At 37.1% G+C, this 17520-nt stretch carries 16 protein-coding genes; 5 read left to right on the top strand and 11 right to left on the bottom strand.

Going from position 1 to position 17520, the window contains the following annotated elements; all coding sequences use genetic code 11:
• Window positions 1–246 precede the first annotated feature (246 nt).
• Together QYB95_RS02485 and QYB95_RS02480 are read right to left on the bottom strand one after the other, a co-directional pair.
• On the bottom strand, window positions 247–1725 hold the full coding sequence (locus QYB95_RS02485) for a UDP-N-acetylmuramoyl-L-alanyl-D-glutamate--2,6-diaminopimelate ligase (protein WP_301136491.1): 1479 nt from the start codon (window positions 1723–1725) through the stop codon (window positions 247–249).
• A gap of 135 nt (window positions 1726–1860) precedes the next feature.
• Window positions 1861–2931, bottom strand: coding sequence for a CAP domain-containing protein (locus QYB95_RS02480; RefSeq protein WP_301136490.1), 1071 nt, complete (start codon window positions 2929–2931; stop codon window positions 1861–1863).
• Window positions 2932–3083: 152 nt separating this feature from the next.
• On the opposite strand from QYB95_RS02480, the gene QYB95_RS02475 reads away from it, so the two are divergent.
• A complete protein-coding gene (locus QYB95_RS02475; RefSeq protein ID WP_301136489.1) occupies window positions 3084–3449 on the top strand; it encodes a YugN family protein in 366 nt (121 codons plus the stop codon).
• A gap of 180 nt (window positions 3450–3629) precedes the next feature.
• On the opposite strand, the gene QYB95_RS02470 is transcribed toward QYB95_RS02475, so the two are convergent.
• The 6 genes from QYB95_RS02470 to coxB all read right to left on the bottom strand — a co-directional run bounded on the left by QYB95_RS02470 (window position 3630) and on the right by coxB (window position 9244).
• The gene (locus tag QYB95_RS02470; protein ID WP_301136488.1) at window positions 3630–4091 is read right to left on the bottom strand and encodes a DUF420 domain-containing protein; all 462 of its coding nucleotides are present in this window, start codon (window positions 4089–4091) and stop codon (window positions 3630–3632) included.
• Between the two features lie 73 nt (window positions 4092–4164).
• Entirely contained in the window at window positions 4165–5085 is a 921-nt protein-coding gene (ctaG, locus tag QYB95_RS02465; protein WP_301136487.1) for a cytochrome c oxidase assembly factor CtaG, read from the bottom strand.
• Between the two features lie 191 nt (window positions 5086–5276).
• A complete protein-coding gene (locus QYB95_RS02460) occupies window positions 5277–5618 on the bottom strand; it encodes a cytochrome C oxidase subunit IV family protein (protein ID WP_301136486.1) in 342 nt (113 codons plus the stop codon).
• A gap of 1 nt (window position 5619) precedes the next feature.
• Complete coding sequence (locus QYB95_RS02455; RefSeq protein ID WP_301136485.1) at window positions 5620–6243, bottom strand: cytochrome (ubi)quinol oxidase subunit III; 624 nt, start codon at window positions 6241–6243, stop codon at window positions 5620–5622.
• A complete protein-coding gene (locus tag QYB95_RS02450) occupies window positions 6243–8135 on the bottom strand; it encodes a cytochrome c oxidase subunit I (protein WP_301136484.1) in 1893 nt (630 codons plus the stop codon). The genes QYB95_RS02455 and QYB95_RS02450 overlap by 1 nt, the downstream gene beginning before the upstream one ends.
• A gap of 38 nt (window positions 8136–8173) precedes the next feature.
• The gene (gene coxB, locus QYB95_RS02445) at window positions 8174–9244 is read right to left on the bottom strand and encodes a cytochrome c oxidase subunit II (RefSeq protein ID WP_301136483.1); all 1071 of its coding nucleotides are present in this window, start codon (window positions 9242–9244) and stop codon (window positions 8174–8176) included.
• Between the two features lie 914 nt (window positions 9245–10158).
• Between coxB and QYB95_RS02440 the strand changes: the two genes are divergently transcribed.
• Window positions 10159–10368, top strand: coding sequence for a hypothetical protein (locus tag QYB95_RS02440; RefSeq protein WP_301136482.1), 210 nt, complete (start codon window positions 10159–10161; stop codon window positions 10366–10368).
• Window positions 10369–10478: 110 nt separating this feature from the next.
• Entirely contained in the window at window positions 10479–11405 is a 927-nt protein-coding gene (locus tag QYB95_RS02435; RefSeq protein ID WP_301136481.1) for a COX15/CtaA family protein, read from the top strand.
• 148 nt (window positions 11406–11553) lie between these two features.
• Here the strand turns inward: QYB95_RS02435 and pyc are convergent, their stop codons facing one another.
• From pyc to QYB95_RS02420, 3 genes are all read right to left on the bottom strand, one after another.
• Entirely contained in the window at window positions 11554–14988 is a 3435-nt protein-coding gene (pyc, locus tag QYB95_RS02430) for a pyruvate carboxylase (protein WP_301136480.1), read from the bottom strand.
• Window positions 14989–15000: 12 nt separating this feature from the next.
• Window positions 15001–16170, bottom strand: a complete 1170-nt coding sequence (locus QYB95_RS02425) for an FtsW/RodA/SpoVE family cell cycle protein (protein ID WP_301136479.1) — start codon at window positions 16168–16170, stop codon at window positions 15001–15003.
• Window positions 16171–16304: 134 nt separating this feature from the next.
• Complete coding sequence (locus QYB95_RS02420; RefSeq protein ID WP_301136478.1) at window positions 16305–16586, bottom strand: Fpa/YlaN family protein; 282 nt, start codon at window positions 16584–16586, stop codon at window positions 16305–16307.
• Window positions 16587–16762: 176 nt separating this feature from the next.
• Between QYB95_RS02420 and QYB95_RS02415 the strand changes: the two genes are divergently transcribed.
• Complete coding sequence (locus QYB95_RS02415; RefSeq protein ID WP_301136477.1) at window positions 16763–17266, top strand: peptidyl-prolyl cis-trans isomerase; 504 nt, start codon at window positions 16763–16765, stop codon at window positions 17264–17266.
• A 13-nt stretch (window positions 17267–17279) separates the two neighbouring features.
• On the top strand, window positions 17280–17483 hold the full coding sequence (locus QYB95_RS02410) for a YlaI family protein (RefSeq protein WP_301136476.1): 204 nt from the start codon (window positions 17280–17282) through the stop codon (window positions 17481–17483).
• The last annotated feature ends 37 nt before the right edge of the window (window positions 17484–17520 follow it).

The raw sequence follows: 17520 nt of genomic DNA, 5'->3' as shown, positions 1-17520 counted from the left end.
TTCCTCCAATCTACTACTACCAATCATAGCAGAACTTCATTGAAATTTGTATCAAGAAGTTTTTATTTTTTAAGCCTATTGGTTTTCCTGGCAGCTCACTCCATGGAATGTAAATTTTGCAAAACTCATTTTAATATCATGTGTAAAAGCTGAATACATCTTCTTTTCTATGAAATTATCAATTCAATAGTCTTCCAATGCAAAAAAGCCCCAAAGTTTCTTTGCAAAACTTTTGGGACTTTCATTTCATTCCACATGGTCTTTTAACACTTTCTTAAGTGCAAGCTTTACGCTTTCAAAATCGGAGAAATTGATTTCCACCGAACCAATTGTTTGGGTGGTTTCGTGACCCTTTCCAGCAATTAGGATCGTATCTCCTTTAGCTGCCAGGCGAATTGCCGTTTCAATAGCCTCTCCTCTATCCAATATCATTTCGTACTGTTGCTTTGGAGAAAAACCAGCTGCAATCTGTGCATTGATGAGTTCGGGATCTTCACTTCGGGGATTATCTGTCGTTAGATAAATCATATCTGCGTATTTAGAAGCGACGGCTCCCATCTTGATTCTTTTGTGTTTATCCCGGTCACCACCACAACTGAAGACAACTATTAAGTTTCTTTTTACTGTTTTATTCAATGTTTGCAAAACTGCCCTTAATGCCGCTTCCGTATGCGCATAATCAATATAAATATCAATACCCAGAGTATTGTCAATCGATTCCAGACGTCCATCAGGTAAAGTGAGCCTATTAACGGCATCACAAATATCCTCTATCGGAAAGCCTAATTCACTTACAGTCGTAATGGCTGCAATGGCATTTTGCAAATGATGCTCCCCTACAAAAGGAATGGAGAAAACTTTTTGCCCTTTATTGCTTTGCAAGCAGCATGTTGAGAGCGTTCCCCCTTCTGCAAGAAGCTGAAGTTGATAATCCACACGATTTCCCAATCCAAAATAAGCCTTTTTCTTTTTCGCCTGGAGGCCAACTGTGCGGCAAAATGAATCATCCCCGTTCAATACTAGTTGTTCCGATAGAGTGGCAAGAAGTTGTTTAGCGGCTTTATATTTATCATAGGACCCGTGATCTTCTATGTGATCTTCTGCTAAATTTAAAAAAACTCCAATATCGATTGAACAATCATCCAGACGATGTTTTGCAAGGCCCATCGAGGAAGCTTCCAAGACAACATATTCTACACCACGACTTACAGCGATTTTTAAAATTTTGTGCAAATGCTTAGGCTGAAGTGTAGTTAAATGCTCATAATCTAAATTTACTTCAACACCATTAATATAGATTCCGTTCGTTCCAATGACTATTACATTTTTATGTAGTGCATGTAGTAGCTGTCCGATAAAGTGACTTACAGTTGTTTTTCCGTTCGTACCTGTAATTGCGATAACTTGCATTGCGTCTGCCGGGAATTGATTTAGTTTTGCAGCACCATATGACATAAATTTCAAGACATTCGGAACCCAGATGACCGGCACAGTCAATGTCAATGAATCTAACTGTTTTTCATCTTCGATAACGATGCCAACCGCCCCGTTTTTTATCGCCATATCGACATATTTTAATCCATCCGATTTTCGCCCTTTACGTACGATGAATAAATCGCCTTCTTTAACACCTTGTGCATAATCCTCAATTCCGCTAACTTCAACTCGAATAGAACCGCCTTTTACTGTACATGGCCATTCTTTTAAAAGTTCTGCTAATTGCAAGCTGTCACTCCTTTTCCCTATTTTATGCCTAGGTTCCAATAGTGACACTAAAAATTAAGTTGGCTTAGATGTTTAATTTTGTATAAAAAAGAACCTCTATAGCCAATCTACTCGACTAAGAAGTTCATTAATACACTATTCTTCTAATTCATTCATTTCTTCTTCTATAAAGATTTGTGTATAGTAATTCATAAATGCCCCTGAACCTACATGAGTATAATTCTCATCCAGCATGTACTTTCGATGTGAACTGGAGTTTAGCCATCCATGTACTGCTTCTATTGAATCAATATAGGAAGTAGCGATATTTTCTTCAGCCTTTTTATATTCAATTCCTTCAGAATCCAATCTTTCCTCCAGGGAGCCCTTGGTTGGGGAATCATGTGACAAATAACTTTGAGAATACATTTCTTCGCTATGCTCCATAGCAACTTTTGTTGCAGCATCCTGTTTGGAAAGAATCGGTAATTCGTTGTCTACTCGAAATACATTTAGTAAGTCAGTAATTTGAGATGCATTAGATTGATTGCTTTCTTCTATTAGATAAGAAGTTGGATTGGGTGGAGATAACAATTTTCCAACAAAGGACATTTCATAAGGGCGATGTATGACCAATGTTTTGCTGTCCATAAAACGAATGCCACTTAACGTGCCCGTCTCGCTATCAATATAAAGCTGTGCAAAAATGCTATCAAATTTCGCTAATATTCTTGTATTCATATCATCTTCACTCATCGTAAACGTATAAATATTGTCTTCAATTGCTGCATTCAGTTCTGAATCAATAATCGTCATACTATAAATGTCTTCAAGCGATTGGCCAATTTTATAAGGACTTATATCCAGGGGTTTTGCATTTGTATACACTTGTGTAACCACACCATTAGTAACTGCAAACATCATAAATTCACTCGGGTTTTGATTATACACCCACCATTCATAACCATATGCGGATTGATCTATTCGTGCGGGATCCTTATAAAGATTTAGTAGCTCCTTGGTGCTTTTACCGATGAATGTTGATAATCCATTTTTTGGCCGTGGTAAGAAGTCATCGGAAGTTTCTGGTTCATTAATCGTTTTGGGAATGATTTGGGATGTCGAATTTGGCCCTTCTAAAGGTTCGTAACTATTTGAGCCTGTAGAATAAAAAAAGATAATTGCAAGAAAAGAAAGGACAATTAATATTCGAAAAAGGGTTTTCATTATCGGTCTCTATCCTTTATATTTATTGGTACTATTATATCAATAATATAGTTGTTGACACAATGTTGCCATTGAAACAAAAGAAATTTTGCTCTATTATAGAAAATGAGCGTATACTTTTATGTACAAGTTAGCTAAAGGAGGATTTATTAATGTATTTCGATAACAAAACACTTGAAAATATAACTGCTGAACAAGAACTGCTTGTAAGCGTTATGGAAAAAAACGGACTTGAATGTGATGGTGCTTGGGATTATGATCGCATGACTTTCGACAAACGTTTTGATTTAAAAGAAGGTCGCTATTATTTACGTGTATTCTGCAAAGCAATTTCAGGGGACGTTGGTAATCGCTCAGCTGTTTTAACAATTGCCAAACCTGCTCTTGGGAAATATTACTATCCACATGGTGTTGAGTATGGTGAAGATGAAGTATTCCCTAAACACCTAGTAACGGAATGTGAACAAATTCTCGATAGTGTAAAAAAAGAACTTGCTGCTTTTGGCATTGTAGCTTAAGCTTGCATTTTAGAAGGACTTGGATTAACTCTCCTTGTCCTTTTTCTATTAATCTATTTAATAGATTAGAAATAGAAACCTACCTAAAGATCTCCCCTAAGATTTAAACGAAATTGCCGATATAGTTTTCTAAAGAAAAAAACAGCCTTCAAGACAAGCTTAAAGACTGTTGAACCTATACTATAAACCTAATATTGCTTTTATTAGTGAAGTCGTTTCTCCACCATGGTAAATCACATACAAGAGCAAATAGACTGCTACTCCCGTAATTGCTACGAAAAACCAAATAATACTTGTAATTGGGCCGATTTTTCGGTGGATGCTTAGTTTTGTTTTTAACCCTGTCATAATACTAACAACACCGAATACTGCCCCCACAGTAGCTAAAATAATGTGGAAAATTAAAAAGAATGTGTAATAGATTTTTATGTCATCTGGACCACCAAAAGAGGTATTTCCAATAAAGACAGTTCGGGAAGCATAGATGATAAAGAAAATTAAAGCTGATACTCCAGCAGCTAACATTACCTTTTTGTGTGCTTCAATTTTTTTCTTATAAATTAGACCCCATCCAATTGCGACTAACACCGCACTGATAACTATAAATGAAGTACTAATTGTAGGTAGAATAGGTACACCCATTTTACATTCTCCTATCATTTAGTAATCTGAACCTTAAAAAGGTTTAAAAATATAATGTATTTTTGTATCGAAATTAAAATTGTTGACTTTGTTTTTTAGCTTGGAATTCTCTTAAAGCATTTTCGGTAATCGCTTTGTCATCTCTCTTTTCTTGTATCCACCATTTTCTAAAGATAGTAGCTATTACAATACCAAAGATAATCTCCTGAATAATTTTCATTAAAACGCCGCCTAATTGCTGATCTTCAAGAGGGTTCATATTGTTGAAAAGTTCTGGTCCTGAAAGAGACAAACCGGATAATGTGCTCGATGGTACACATAATTCCATTGCCTTTAACCAAGTCTCCCCGTCCGTATATGTTGAATACATCGGATTAGGATTAAAGATAATTAAAGCACATGCAGGCGTGATTAATACGGCATTCGCAATGACATAGGCAATTTTGTACAAGGGTTTCATTTGCTTTTGACCAGGAACATTACCAATTAATGGCCAATTCATAAAGAAGGCTGATAGGAATAAGACGAAAGCAAAAATCCCGTGAAGTGTTTCATCTAACTTAATGACATCAAAAACACCCGGCATATGATACAGTGAAAACATAATGGCAAAAACAAAGGCTGAAACAACAGGCTGAGTAAATATCTTAAAAATGCTTCGTACAACAGGTGCTTCTACAACTACTTTCCACACCCACCAAGGTATACCTTTGATCAATAGCATTGGTACCAGTAATAGTAGAAAAGCCATTTGAACCATATGATATGTAAACATAATATGAGACATTAAATCAATCGGGGATCCCTTAATTATATAAAGCAAAATCATAGCCAATATAAAATAGGTTGCTTCACTTTTTTTTAAAGGTTCGCTTACTTTAAAATCTTTTCTCCAAACTGTTGTTACTAAAAAATAGACAACGGTTAAAAATAGTATAATCCCTATTAAATAAGGGCTCCACAGTGCTTGAAAACCAAATATATTTAATGGCATAATCATGCGCTCCTTTAAACTTCAGTAGTTCTATTATAGAACGCTTACATCTTAACATCAATGAACGAAGTATGACAATTATAAGCAATTTCCTTCCCAAAGAATTATCTACTCAAGTTCAGTAAGAAAAATTCTTAGCGAAAATGAAAACAAGTCGCTCATAAAATGAGCGACTTGTTTTTCCAACCTTCTTACCACCAAATGATTGTTAAGAAAGTCAGGAACATCGTAAATGCAATGACTGCACCAAACCAAACGAATGTAGAGATAACACCCATGTGGCTAGCCTTTTTGTCATCCATGTGCATGAATGAATACAATTGTAATACAACTTGAACACCCGCTAATAGCAGAATAACAGGTTTAATGAAATAAGCCGAAAAATCTGCTACTACTACAGCAAATGCTAAGAATGTTAAGAAAATCATAATCGCAAAATTAATTACTTGCTTACGCATGTGAACAGCATTATGATGACGGTCGTACTCATACTGCTTTTTAGATTTTGCTTGAACTTGTGTATCGTGTCCCATATTATCCTAACACCCCCATCAAGTAAACTACAGTAAAGATAAATACCCAAATTACATCGATAAAGTGCCAGAAGATAGACGCAGCATAGTATTTAGGCGCATTATATAAGCTTAATCCACGTCTTGCATTACGAACGATTAAACATACAATCCAAACTAAACCAATTACTACGTGCAATCCGTGCGTTCCTACCAAAGTAAAGAATGCAGATGAGAACGCTGATTGTGTATAACCGAAGCCAAGGTGTACATAGTGATAGAACTCATAAATCTCAAGGGCAAGGAATCCAAGACCTAATAATACGGTAATACTCATCCAAATTTGAACGCCTTTGAAATTATGGTTTTTCAAATGGTACATTGCATAAACCGAAGTTAATGATGATGTTAAAAGCAACATTGTCATTACAAATGCTAACGGTAATTCGAATAATGAAGCAGCAGAGAACTCCATACCTGCTGGACCTTTATCTTTTAAAGAAAGGTAAGTAGCAAACACACTGGCAAATAGTGTGATATCACTACAAATGAAAATCCAAATTCCTACGAATTTATTTTTCCCTTCCATAGTTGCTTGTTCTGGCTTATCAGGCCAAGTTTGAGGGGTAAATTTAGTTTCTTCCATTATTTGTTACCCCCTTTTCCATAAAGATGTTCTTCTGTTGCTATAACTTCTTCAACATGAACATGGAAACCAAGATCATCTTTAACAGAACGTACGATCATAGCACCAACCGTAATTGCAAGACCAAGAATCAATACTGGAATTGCCCAAGCTTTACCATCTGGATGGTAAAGTGCACCGAATGCAGCAACAAAAGTACCAATTGACATAACTAAAGGTAAAATTGAATTGTTCGGCATGTGGATGTCGCCAAGTGGCTCTGCATAAATCATGCCTTCTTTGTTTCCTTCATGTTTTTCCAACCAATAAGGGTCATATCCACGTACAAGTGGAGTTTGTTTAAAGTTATAGAACGGTACTGGTGTTTTGATTGCCCACTCAAGTGAACGCCCATCTCCCCAGTAGTCGCGGCAATTTAATGGTTTAGATTTAGCAGTGATAATAATATTAATTACTAATAAAATTACACCAATTGCCATTAAAATAGCACCGATTGATGAGATAAAGTTAAATAAATCCCAACCTTGATCTGCCTGGAATGTGAATACACGACGAGGCATACCCATTAAACCTAAGAAATGCTGGATAAAGAATGTACAGTGGAACCCAATAAAGAAGATCCAGAAAGTCCATACTCCTAATTTCTCGCTTAAAGCACGGTTGAACATAATTGGCCAATAGAAGTGCATTGAACCAAAGATAGCTGTAACGATACCACCAACGATAACGTAGTGGAAGTGGGCTACGATAAAGTAAGAATCATGTAATTGGTAGTCAAGTGGTGCAGCTGCCTGCATAACACCTGTTACCCCACCAGCTACGAATGATGGAATGAAACCAAGTGCGTAAAGCATTGGTACTGTTACTTTAACCGACCCGCCCCAAATCGTCATAATCCAGTTAAATACCTTCATACCCGTCGGAACGGCAATTGCCATTGTAGCAACGGCAAAGATTGCGTTAGCTGTTGCACCAAGTCCTGTTGTGAACATGTGGTGGGCCCAAACCATGAAACCTAGGAAACCGATTAAAATTGTAGCGAATACCATTGAAGAGTATCCGAATAAACGTTTACGTGCAAATACCGGAATGATCTCAGAGAATAAACCGAATGCAGGTAAAACTAAGATATATACTTCAGGGTGACCAAAAATCCAGAATAAATGCTCCCAAATTATTGTGTTACCACCCATTGTATGGTCGAAGAAGTTAGCTTCGAACATACGGTCAACTAACATTAAGAATAAACCTACAGTTAGTGGAGGGAATGCGAATAAAATTAATGCACTTGAAATTAGAGAAGTCCAAGTAAATAATGGCATACGCATAAATGTCATACCAGGTGCACGCATTGTAATGATCGTAACGATGAAGTTAATACCAGAAATTAATGTCCCGGCACCCGAAATTTGTAAACCTAATACATAAAAGTCGATACCATGTCCAGGTGAGTATAATGCTAATGACGCATAGTTAGTCCAACCAGCATCAGGCGCTCCACCTAAAAAGAATGATAAGTGTAAAAATAGTGCTCCCAAGAAGAACAACCAGAATCCTAAAGAATTCAGGAATGGGAATGCAACGTCCCGTGCACCAATTTGTAATGGTACGATTGCGTTCATAAAGCCAAATAGCAATGGCGTAGCTGCTAAGAATAGCATTGTCGTACCATGCATTGTTAGTAATTCATTGAATGTACCGGCTGAAACAAAATCATTATTTGGAATCATTAACTGAAGACGCATTAATAATGCTTCAAAACCTGCGATTGCGAAGAATAAAGTCCCGGCAAATAAATACATTACGCCAAGTTTCTTATGATCGACAGTTGTTAAATAGTCCCATAATGTTGCTCCAAAGCCCTTTTTATTTGTAACTGCGGCAGAGCTCACAACTTTTACCTCCTTCAAGTGTTACTATCTCGTTCGTATTATTCTTCGATAGATAATCCCATAATGTAATCTGCAACTGCGCTGATTTCTTCATCTGAAAGTTCACCATATTTACCAGTCATTAAGTTGCCTGGTTTAATTGCTTCTGGGTCTTTAACCCATTCTTCTAAACTTTCTTTGGAATGTTCAAGCACACCTGCTACACGATTGCGATCACCAAATGTTGTTAAGTTTGGTCCCATAGCTCCAGAAGCACCAACTCCTGATACGGCGTGACACATTAAACAGCTATTTGCAAATGTTTGTTCACCTAAGTCAGTTGATTCAGCTGAAGCAGTTGCACCTTCTGTAGCTTGCATTGCAGCAACCCAATCATTGAATTCATTACGGTCAACAGCTTTCACTTTGAAATCCATCAAAGCATGTGAAGGGCCACAAAGCTCAGCACATTTACCATAGAATACGCCATCCTTAAGATCAGCTGATTCTTCTCCAAATTCTAGATAGAATTTGTTAACGTTTTCTACGTTTGTATCCATTTTACCGCCGACAGCCGGAATCCAGAATGAGTGTTTAACGTCAGCAGCTTTTAAATTGAAGTAAACTTTTTCATCAGTAGGTACAACAAGTTCTTGAGCTGTTACAATACCTTGTTCTGGATATTCAAATTCCCACCAATATAATTTAGCAGTAACATTGACTGTTAGCGCTGTTTTATTTCCTTCTTCGTCTACTTTATCCATCGCTTTAACATCCGCAAATTTATAAGTAGAAATTAATGTTGGAACCGCTAAAATTAAAAGTAAAATGATAGGAATAACTGTCCAGATTACTTCCAGTGTATGGCTTCCTTCTACTTGTTTTGGCATGTAGTCTTCGCCTAATTTAGAACGGCGAGCCTTCATAAAAGCATATAAATAAAGAACTGATACTACTATTGTTACTAATGCCATAATTGCAATTGAGAATAATAGTAAATTAAATTGTTCTTTCCCCACTGCACCCGTTGGTTTAAGAGTAGTAATATACTCTTCACCACATGCAGAAAGAAATACTGTCATTACCGCTAACAGTGAGAAAAGACGCCATTTTTTAAGCCCTTTCATCATAGCTTAATTAACCCCTCTTTCTTTGTTGTATTTCATGTGTAACCATGACATTGGTTTTTAGTTCTATATGAATCCCTTTGCAAAGAAGAATTCCAAAATGTAAAAAAGCACACTTTAAGACGCTCTTTCATTTAGAAACAAGCATAAAGTTGTAATCAGATTTCCTCTGTGCCTTAACTTAGATTCTTTAGTGCCAGCAAACCATTTTTCAATAGTGTAGCCAAAAATGAGACAGCCTGTACAAAGTATTTCTTCAAGAGACCACTAAAACAATCTCCATAATACCATAATTATGTTAGGATGTATCAGCATTTCTACATAATAGCATTGGTATATATGCTGTTTGATATTCCTAAGTACAATTATAGCTTATTGTAAAAATAATGTGAGTGATATAAATCACACATTAAGAGTAAAGCTTTATACCAATAGAAGTTTCACCTTCATCTAAAAGAACCTAAATACTTTGTTACTGAATTTTCTTTGACCAAGACATTCGCTATTTTCCCAACCAGTCACACATGTTGGCAACTTGTATCGCCTTGCATAACAAAACTTCGCTCACAAAATGTTAAAAGCAGTTAAATCAAAACATCTTTTACCCTCTTTGCTTAAACGATCAACCCTGACTTACTTCCCTCATTTCATACCTAACAAACTGCTCAAATAAGAGTAATTAATCCCTAAATCCCAAGAATAAAGATTTAGAGAAGAATTAAGGTTCTATTTTAATAAGTGCAAGAAAATCTTTAGAAAGCATGTCGTTGCCGGTTCCTATCGCCTAACAAGCGTGAAGCAAAAACCTGTTGATGTTTATCTTTCATTTTTGTAAGCATATTTCGCTAACATTAACTATATCGAAATTTGTTGTGGATTTCTAGACATTACATTAAATTTCAATGAAGTTTGTCAAAATGCAAGTTATGTTAGCCAAATGTATTATGAACATCTCTATAGTAATGCATTTTACTGGTACATTTGTGAAAGTAATAGCACGAAATTATGAACAATTTGTGAAAACCCTTTCGCTATGTGAAACCTTCTACCGTTTGAAGTTGTCTTTTATCTATTTATTCGCTATCATCATAAAGGCAGAGATGCTTTTCACACTGGCAGCACTATAAAAATGCAGAACTAAACCAGTGTAAGCAAAGACATGTTCCAAGTCATAATCAATGATAAATTTATGTCTTTCAATAAGCGTATTGATTAGAAAAAGTAGGTGGCTCATAAAATGCAACAGAATCAAAGCAAATTACTGAAGTGGATCGCTTTAGCTACAACAATCGGTATGTTGCTTATTCTTCTGGGTGGAGCCCTTGTTACAAAGACTGAAAGCGGTTTAGGCTGCGGTCGAAACTGGCCGGATTGTAATGGGTCCCTTATTCCAAAAGAAATAACAACAGAAGTTTTAATAGAATTCTCACATCGTTTAGTAACAGGTTCCGTTTCAATACTTGTCCTGGCATTAGTTATTTGGACTTGGCGTAAACTAGGTTCCATTCGTGAAGTAAAATTTTTAGGCAGTTTAGCAATCTTTTTCTTAATAGCTCAAGCATTAATCGGTGCTGCACAAGTTTTATGGGGGCAAGGAGATTTTATCCTTGCACTGCACTTCGGAATATCACTAATTTCATTTGCGAGTGTTTTGCTATTGGCAATGATCGTATTCGAAGTAGATAAAAAATTTGATGCCGATAAAGTATATATTGGTAAAAAACTTAAATGGCATACATTGGGCGTTTCTTTATATTCATATATAGTTGTTTATACTGGTGCTTTAGTGCGACATACCCAATCCAGTCTAGCTTGCAGCGACTGGCCGTTTTGCAACAATGATAAGCCGTTTGCATTACCAAATAATATGTACGAATGGGTTCAAATGGGACACCGATTGGCAGTACTATTAATTTTTATTTGGGTTACATATATTATGATTCATGCCATCAAGCATTACAAAAACCAGCGTGTTATTTATAATGGCTGGATTATTGCATTCATCATCTTATTGGCTCAGGTTACAACAGGAATGCTGGTTGTCTTTACAAAACTTAACTTAATCGTGGCATTATTACACTCATTATTTATTTCTTGTTTGTTTGGTTTGTTCTGCTATATGATTTTACTAATCTCGCGCAGTAACTATAATGAAAAAAGATAATTAGAAAAAAACACAACCCGCCATCGAGGACGGGTTGTGTTTTTTCTTATACGAATTAATAGTGTAAGCGGAGCAACAAGCAAATTAAAAGGAAAGGCAAATAGTCTTATAAAAAACAGGCAACGGAATACTTCCGTTGCCCATTCCACTACTCTAATTCTATTAATAAATCGCCTGTCGAAATAGCATCGCCAGCAGATGCGTATACTTCTTTTACAATCCCATCTTTCGGTGCTTGAACAGTCGTCTCCATCTTCATTGCTTCCGTAATCAATAAATGGTCACCACGTTTTACTGGGCTACCCTTAGATACTACGACTTTTAGTACTGTTCCCGGCATTGTTGCACCAATTTGATTTGGATCTCCTGGATTTGCCTTTAATGATACGTTTCCATCTACCTCAACTGTCATATCCTGGATTACTAACTCACGAGATTGACCGTTTAACTCGAAATACATGATTCGCGTTCCATCATGTTGCGGCTCGCCGATTTCTATTAATTTGATGATAAGCGTTTTCCCTTTTTCGATTTCAACCTCGATTTCTTCACCCAATTTTAATCCGTAAAGGAAAGTTGGTGTATCCAATACCGAGATATCTCCAAATAATTCTTGTGCAGTTACGTAATCTTCAAATACTTTAGGGTATAATGCATACGCCAAAACATCTTGATGAGATGCAGGACGACCTAATTTTTTGGTTAATGTTTTTTCCAGCTCTTCGAAATTGACCGGTTCAAGCAGTTCACCAGGTCGAACAGTAATTGCTTCTCGGTCCTTTAAAATCACTTTTTGTAATTCCTGAGGGAAGCCGCCAGGGATTTGGCCTAAATAGCCCTGGAACAATTCAACAACTGAATCCGGGAAATCAATCGTTAAACCACGCTCAAAAATATTGTCCTCATTCAAGTCATTCTGAACCATAAATAATGCCATATCTCCCACTACTTTCGAAGAAGGCGTTACTTTCACGATATCACCAAATAACAGATTGACACGTGAGTACATTTTTTTCACTTCATCCCATCGATCCCCTAAACCTACTGCTTTCGCTTGCTGTTGGAGATTGCTGTACTGTCCGCCAGGCATTTCATGAACATAGATTTCTGAATGCGGGCTATTCATGCCGCTTTCAAAGTCACTATAGAAAGTACGTACATCCTGCCAATACGCTGATAATTGTTCAAGTGCATCGATATCTGCACGCACTTCACGCTTGCTGCCCTTCATGGCATAATACAGCGAATTGGCGCTTGGTTGTGACGTCAATCCTGACATTGATCCAAGTGCTGTATCAATAATATCTACACCAGCCTCAATGGCTCTTGCATAAGTATAGATCCCATTTCCGCTTGTATCGTGGGTATGGAGATGAATCGGCAATTCAGTCGATTCTTTCAATTCTGAAATTAAACGATATGCAGCTTCCGGTTTTAATAAGCCAGCCATATCTTTAATCGCTAAAATGTGCGCTCCAGCTGCTTCTAGTTCTTTTGCCATTTCTTTATAGTACTGGACAGAATATTTTGAGCGTGAATCATCTAAAATGTCGCCAGTGTAACAAATTGCTGCTTCTGCAATTTTGCCTGTTTGACGGACTTCATCGATCGCCACTTCCATTCCTTTAATCCAGTTCAAGCTATCGAAAATTCGGAAAATATCAATTCCCGAAGATGCGGATTCTCTTATAAACTCACGAATTAAATTATCTGGATAGTTTTTATATCCTACTGCATTTGCTCCGCGCAATAACATTTGGAACAATACATTCGGCATTTGTTCACGCAATTTTTCAAGACGTGCCCATGGGTCTTCCTTTAAAAAACGGTAAGCTACATCAAATGTTGCCCCACCCCATAATTCAAATGAGAAGAAATCCTTTAGCATGCGAGCATTATAGTCAGCTATTTGGTACATATCCTGCGAACGTACACGAGTAGCCAGTAAAGATTGGTGGGCATCACGGAACGTTGTATCAGTCAACAATACATCTTGTTGCTCTTTAATCCACGAAATTAGCCCTTCTGCTCCGCGCTCTTCCAGAATTTGCTTTGTACCAGGTTGAATTTCAGTTTTTAAATCAACTTTCGGTTTGTTTGGCTGTACCAAGATTGGTTTTGAACGTTTTTCAACTCCAGGGAATCCATTTAATGTTACATTCCCGATGTAGTTTAATATCTTTGTCCCTCTATCTTTACGTACAGGGAAATTAAACAGTTCCGGAGTTGTATCGATAAAGCTTGTATCAAACTTGCCAGAGATAAAATGATCATGCAGTACTACATTTTCCAAAAATGGAATATTGGTTTTAACTCCACGAATACGGAATTCTCTTAAGTTACGATGCATCTTCGCGGACGCTTCTTTAAATGTCATGCCCCAAGTAGAGATTTTAACAAGCAGTGAATCGTAGTAAGGCGTTACTACAGCCCCTTGGAAACCATTCCCCGCGTCCAGGCGTACTCCAAAACCGCCACTTGAACGGTAAACCATCAGTTTACCTGTATCCGGCATAAAATCGTTCGCTGGGTCTTCTGTTGTTACACGTGATTGGATAGCATAACCGAAAAGTGGTATCTCGCTTTGTGCAGGGATGCCAATTTCCTGTGAGTGCAGAAGATGCCCTTCCGCAATCTTGATTTGCGCATGAACGATATCGATTCCCGTAATCATTTCAGTAATTGTATGTTCAACCTGAATTCTTGGATTTACTTCAATAAAGTAAAATTCGTCACCGGAAACTAAAAATTCTACAGTACCTGCATTTATGTATCCCACATTCTGCATTAATTGTACAGCAGCATCACAGATTCGATTACGAAGATCCTTTGATATAGAATTGGATGGAGCAATTTCAACTACTTTTTGGTGTCGTCTTTGAATCGAGCAATCGCGTTCATAAAGGTGAATAATATTGCCTGAAGCATCCCCCAGGATTTGTACTTCTATATGCTTTGGTTTTATGATTGCTTTTTCTACGTATACTTCATCAGAGCCGAAGGCAGCTTTTGCTTCGGATTTTGCACGTTCATAGCTGGATGCCAGTTCCTCTTTCGAGTGGACTAGTCGCATACCTCGACCGCCGCCGCCAAGAGCTGCTTTAATCATTAGTGGATAGCCATGGGATTCACCAAATTCATAAACCTCTTCGATACTAGAAACTGGACCATCAGTCCCAGGGATAACAGGGATTTTTGCAGCAATCGCTTGTTCCCTTGCTTTCACCTTGTCACCAAACATATCCAAGTGTGCTGAAGTAGGGCCAATGAAGATAATGCCTTCCTCCTCACAACGTCTAGCAAATTCAAGATTTTCTGATAAGAAGCCATATCCAGGGTGAATAGCATCAACGTTCGCTTGCTTAGCGATTTCAATGATTCCTTCAATATCCAAGTATGCATCAATCGGTTTCTTGCCTTCCCCTACCAGGTAAGATTCATCCGATTTATAACGATGATACGAACCACTATCTTCCCTTGAATAAATCGCTACAGTTTTAAGTTTCAATTCGTTACATGCACGAAAAATACGAATTGCAATTTCTCCCCGGTTTGCAACTAAAATTTTGTTAATTTTCTTCACAACGATTCCCCCTTATAACTTCTTCTCCAGCTTCACATACATGGAAATATTAATTAATACTCCCATTGCAAATGATAATAACAATATAGATGTTCCGCCATAACTGATAAATGGTAGCGTCACACCGGTTAACGGGATAAGTCCCGATAATCCCCCAAGGTTTATGAACGATTGAACAGCAATCCAGCTGCCGATCCCGGCAGCTATCATTCTAGCAAGCGGATCTTTTGTTTTTAGAGCAATAATCAAAGCCCTAATTATAATAAATCCTAAACCGCCCAGTACAATGATGACACCTAGAATACCTAATTCTTCGGCGATAATCGCCATGATAAAATCGGTTTGGGGTTCAGGTAAATAACCTAATTTTTGAATTGACTGGCCTAGACCAACCCCTTCTAAGCCCCCAGAACCGATTGCAATATAGCCATTAATTATTTGATAACTAGAACCGCTTTCATATTCAAATGGGTTTAAGAAAGATTTGATGCGGCCCATTCGGTTATCTGTAAGAATTTCGCTGCCTTTTACTAAAATTATCAGACCTATAAGTGCTGAACCAAATCCGATAAGCACCGTGAAAAACTTGATGAACTTCTTGAATTGAATCCCGCTGGCAGCAACAACAGATACCGCAATACCGGATAAAATCAATACTGCTCCTAAATCTGTTTCTGTACCGACGAATAAAATAATGGCTAACCAAACAAGTATTGGATAAACAATATTATTCGGCTCCAAATTTTCCATAGGATTATTTAAACTTTTTCGATAAAAGGCGCCTGCAAAATACAAGATTATAAATAGTTTAGCAAATTCGGAAGGCTGGAAATTCATAAGCCCAAACAAATTAATCCAGCTTCTTGCTCCCCCGGCTTCGATCCCATCAATTTTTACCCATATTAGGAATATAAAAGTGAGGAATAGCAATATTTGCATGATTCTTTTGCTGCTGAAGTGCTTATATGGGAAAAATGCACCTACTAGAAATGCAAAAGATGCGATAATCAGATTTATTAATTGCTTTCGATAATAGTATGTAGAGGTACCATCTTCTTCGACAATGCTGACCATAATACTTGAACTGTAAATCATGACAAGTCCAAACAGGCATAAAAACAAATACGTAAAGAACAACGGATAATCAAAATTCTTCACATAGTAATTTAGATATTTTTTCATTCTCAATTCCCCATCTTAGCTAAAAATTAGCTCCTTATTGCAATAGCAACGGATTCCCTTGAGCAGATTAATTTGTAATAACGTTCTTGTTTGTAAAAAAAACTCAAATCGCCAAGATGCGTTTGAGTTTTAAATTATTTGTTTGTATATGCTTCATGTAACAAGGAAAGCTCTTTTTCTAATGTATCTAGAATTTCTTTTCCCCGTTCACGCTCAATCAATCCAAGCTTTACAGCAAAGTCAATCTCACGTGATAAGCCAAACATTTGAGTATCTAGAACTTCTTCATATAAAGGACATGATGGCATTGTTAAATGATCCATTTGAACTTTTATTAAACGTGCAATTTTATCTGCATCCTTAAGCAGCAATTCTAAAGCTTGTTCCTGGAAGGAAGCTTGTGATTTCGTATCCATGAGGACGCCCCCATCATTTGAATTTCTTCTATTCTATCTTATTAAAGTTTATCTTTTAGCTGATAAAAATGCAAGTGTATACATATGAAAAGGTAACTTTGATTTATATTTCTTTATTAATTGCCATCAATCGCGTTATACTAAAATGGATATATAGATTTAGGGGGACTTTTGAAATGGAAAGTATTATACCAGTTAAAGGTGCAGTTAAATATAGAATCACTTTAGATCCTACTGTATGGATTTTTGACGATCGCCGTATAGATTTAAATACTTACTTCCTGGAAAAACCGGAAGCTGAAGATGAAGACCTAAAATACCTATTAAATACAGGCAGACATTGGTCGCGTGAAATTATGGAGGGAGCTGTTTATCCTCCTACACTAAAGACAGAAAGAAAATTTGACCGTCAAGGTATGAAAACTGGTACATTCGGAATGGAAATAAAACACTTCCTGAAAAATGCCGAAATTGAAGATGATGCAAAGCAAGTAGTCTTCGAATTAATGAACGGCCAAGAAGTAGCTATGTCCGTTGAAGAAGCAAATACAGTTATTTTTAAATATAGCCAGGATGGGAAGCCCATTAACGATGGCGGTCCTGTACATCTACTATTTGCCGATGGTTCAAACGTTGACAATCCTATCAAAAATATTGCAGCGATCCGCGTTGACCGATAGGAGGCCAATATAAATGCGTGTCAAATGTGTAATTTGCGATTCGATCAACGAGCTTGACGATGACCTGCCATTAGCAAAGAAATTGCGTAACCGACCAATCCATACTTATATGTGTACGGAATGTCATGGTCGAATTTCCGTCAATACGGAAAGCAGATTGGCAACTGGGAATTTTCGTTTTTTCCGTACTTCATCGCCCATCGATGAAGAATTCTAACTTCGAACAACATCAAAAAATCCTTGAAGTAATCATT

The organism is Ureibacillus aquaedulcis, assembly GCF_030418165.1.
GTDB lineage: Bacteria > Bacillota > Bacilli > Bacillales_A > Planococcaceae > Ureibacillus > Ureibacillus aquaedulcis.
This window is presented reverse-complemented; position numbering and strand designations above follow the sequence as displayed.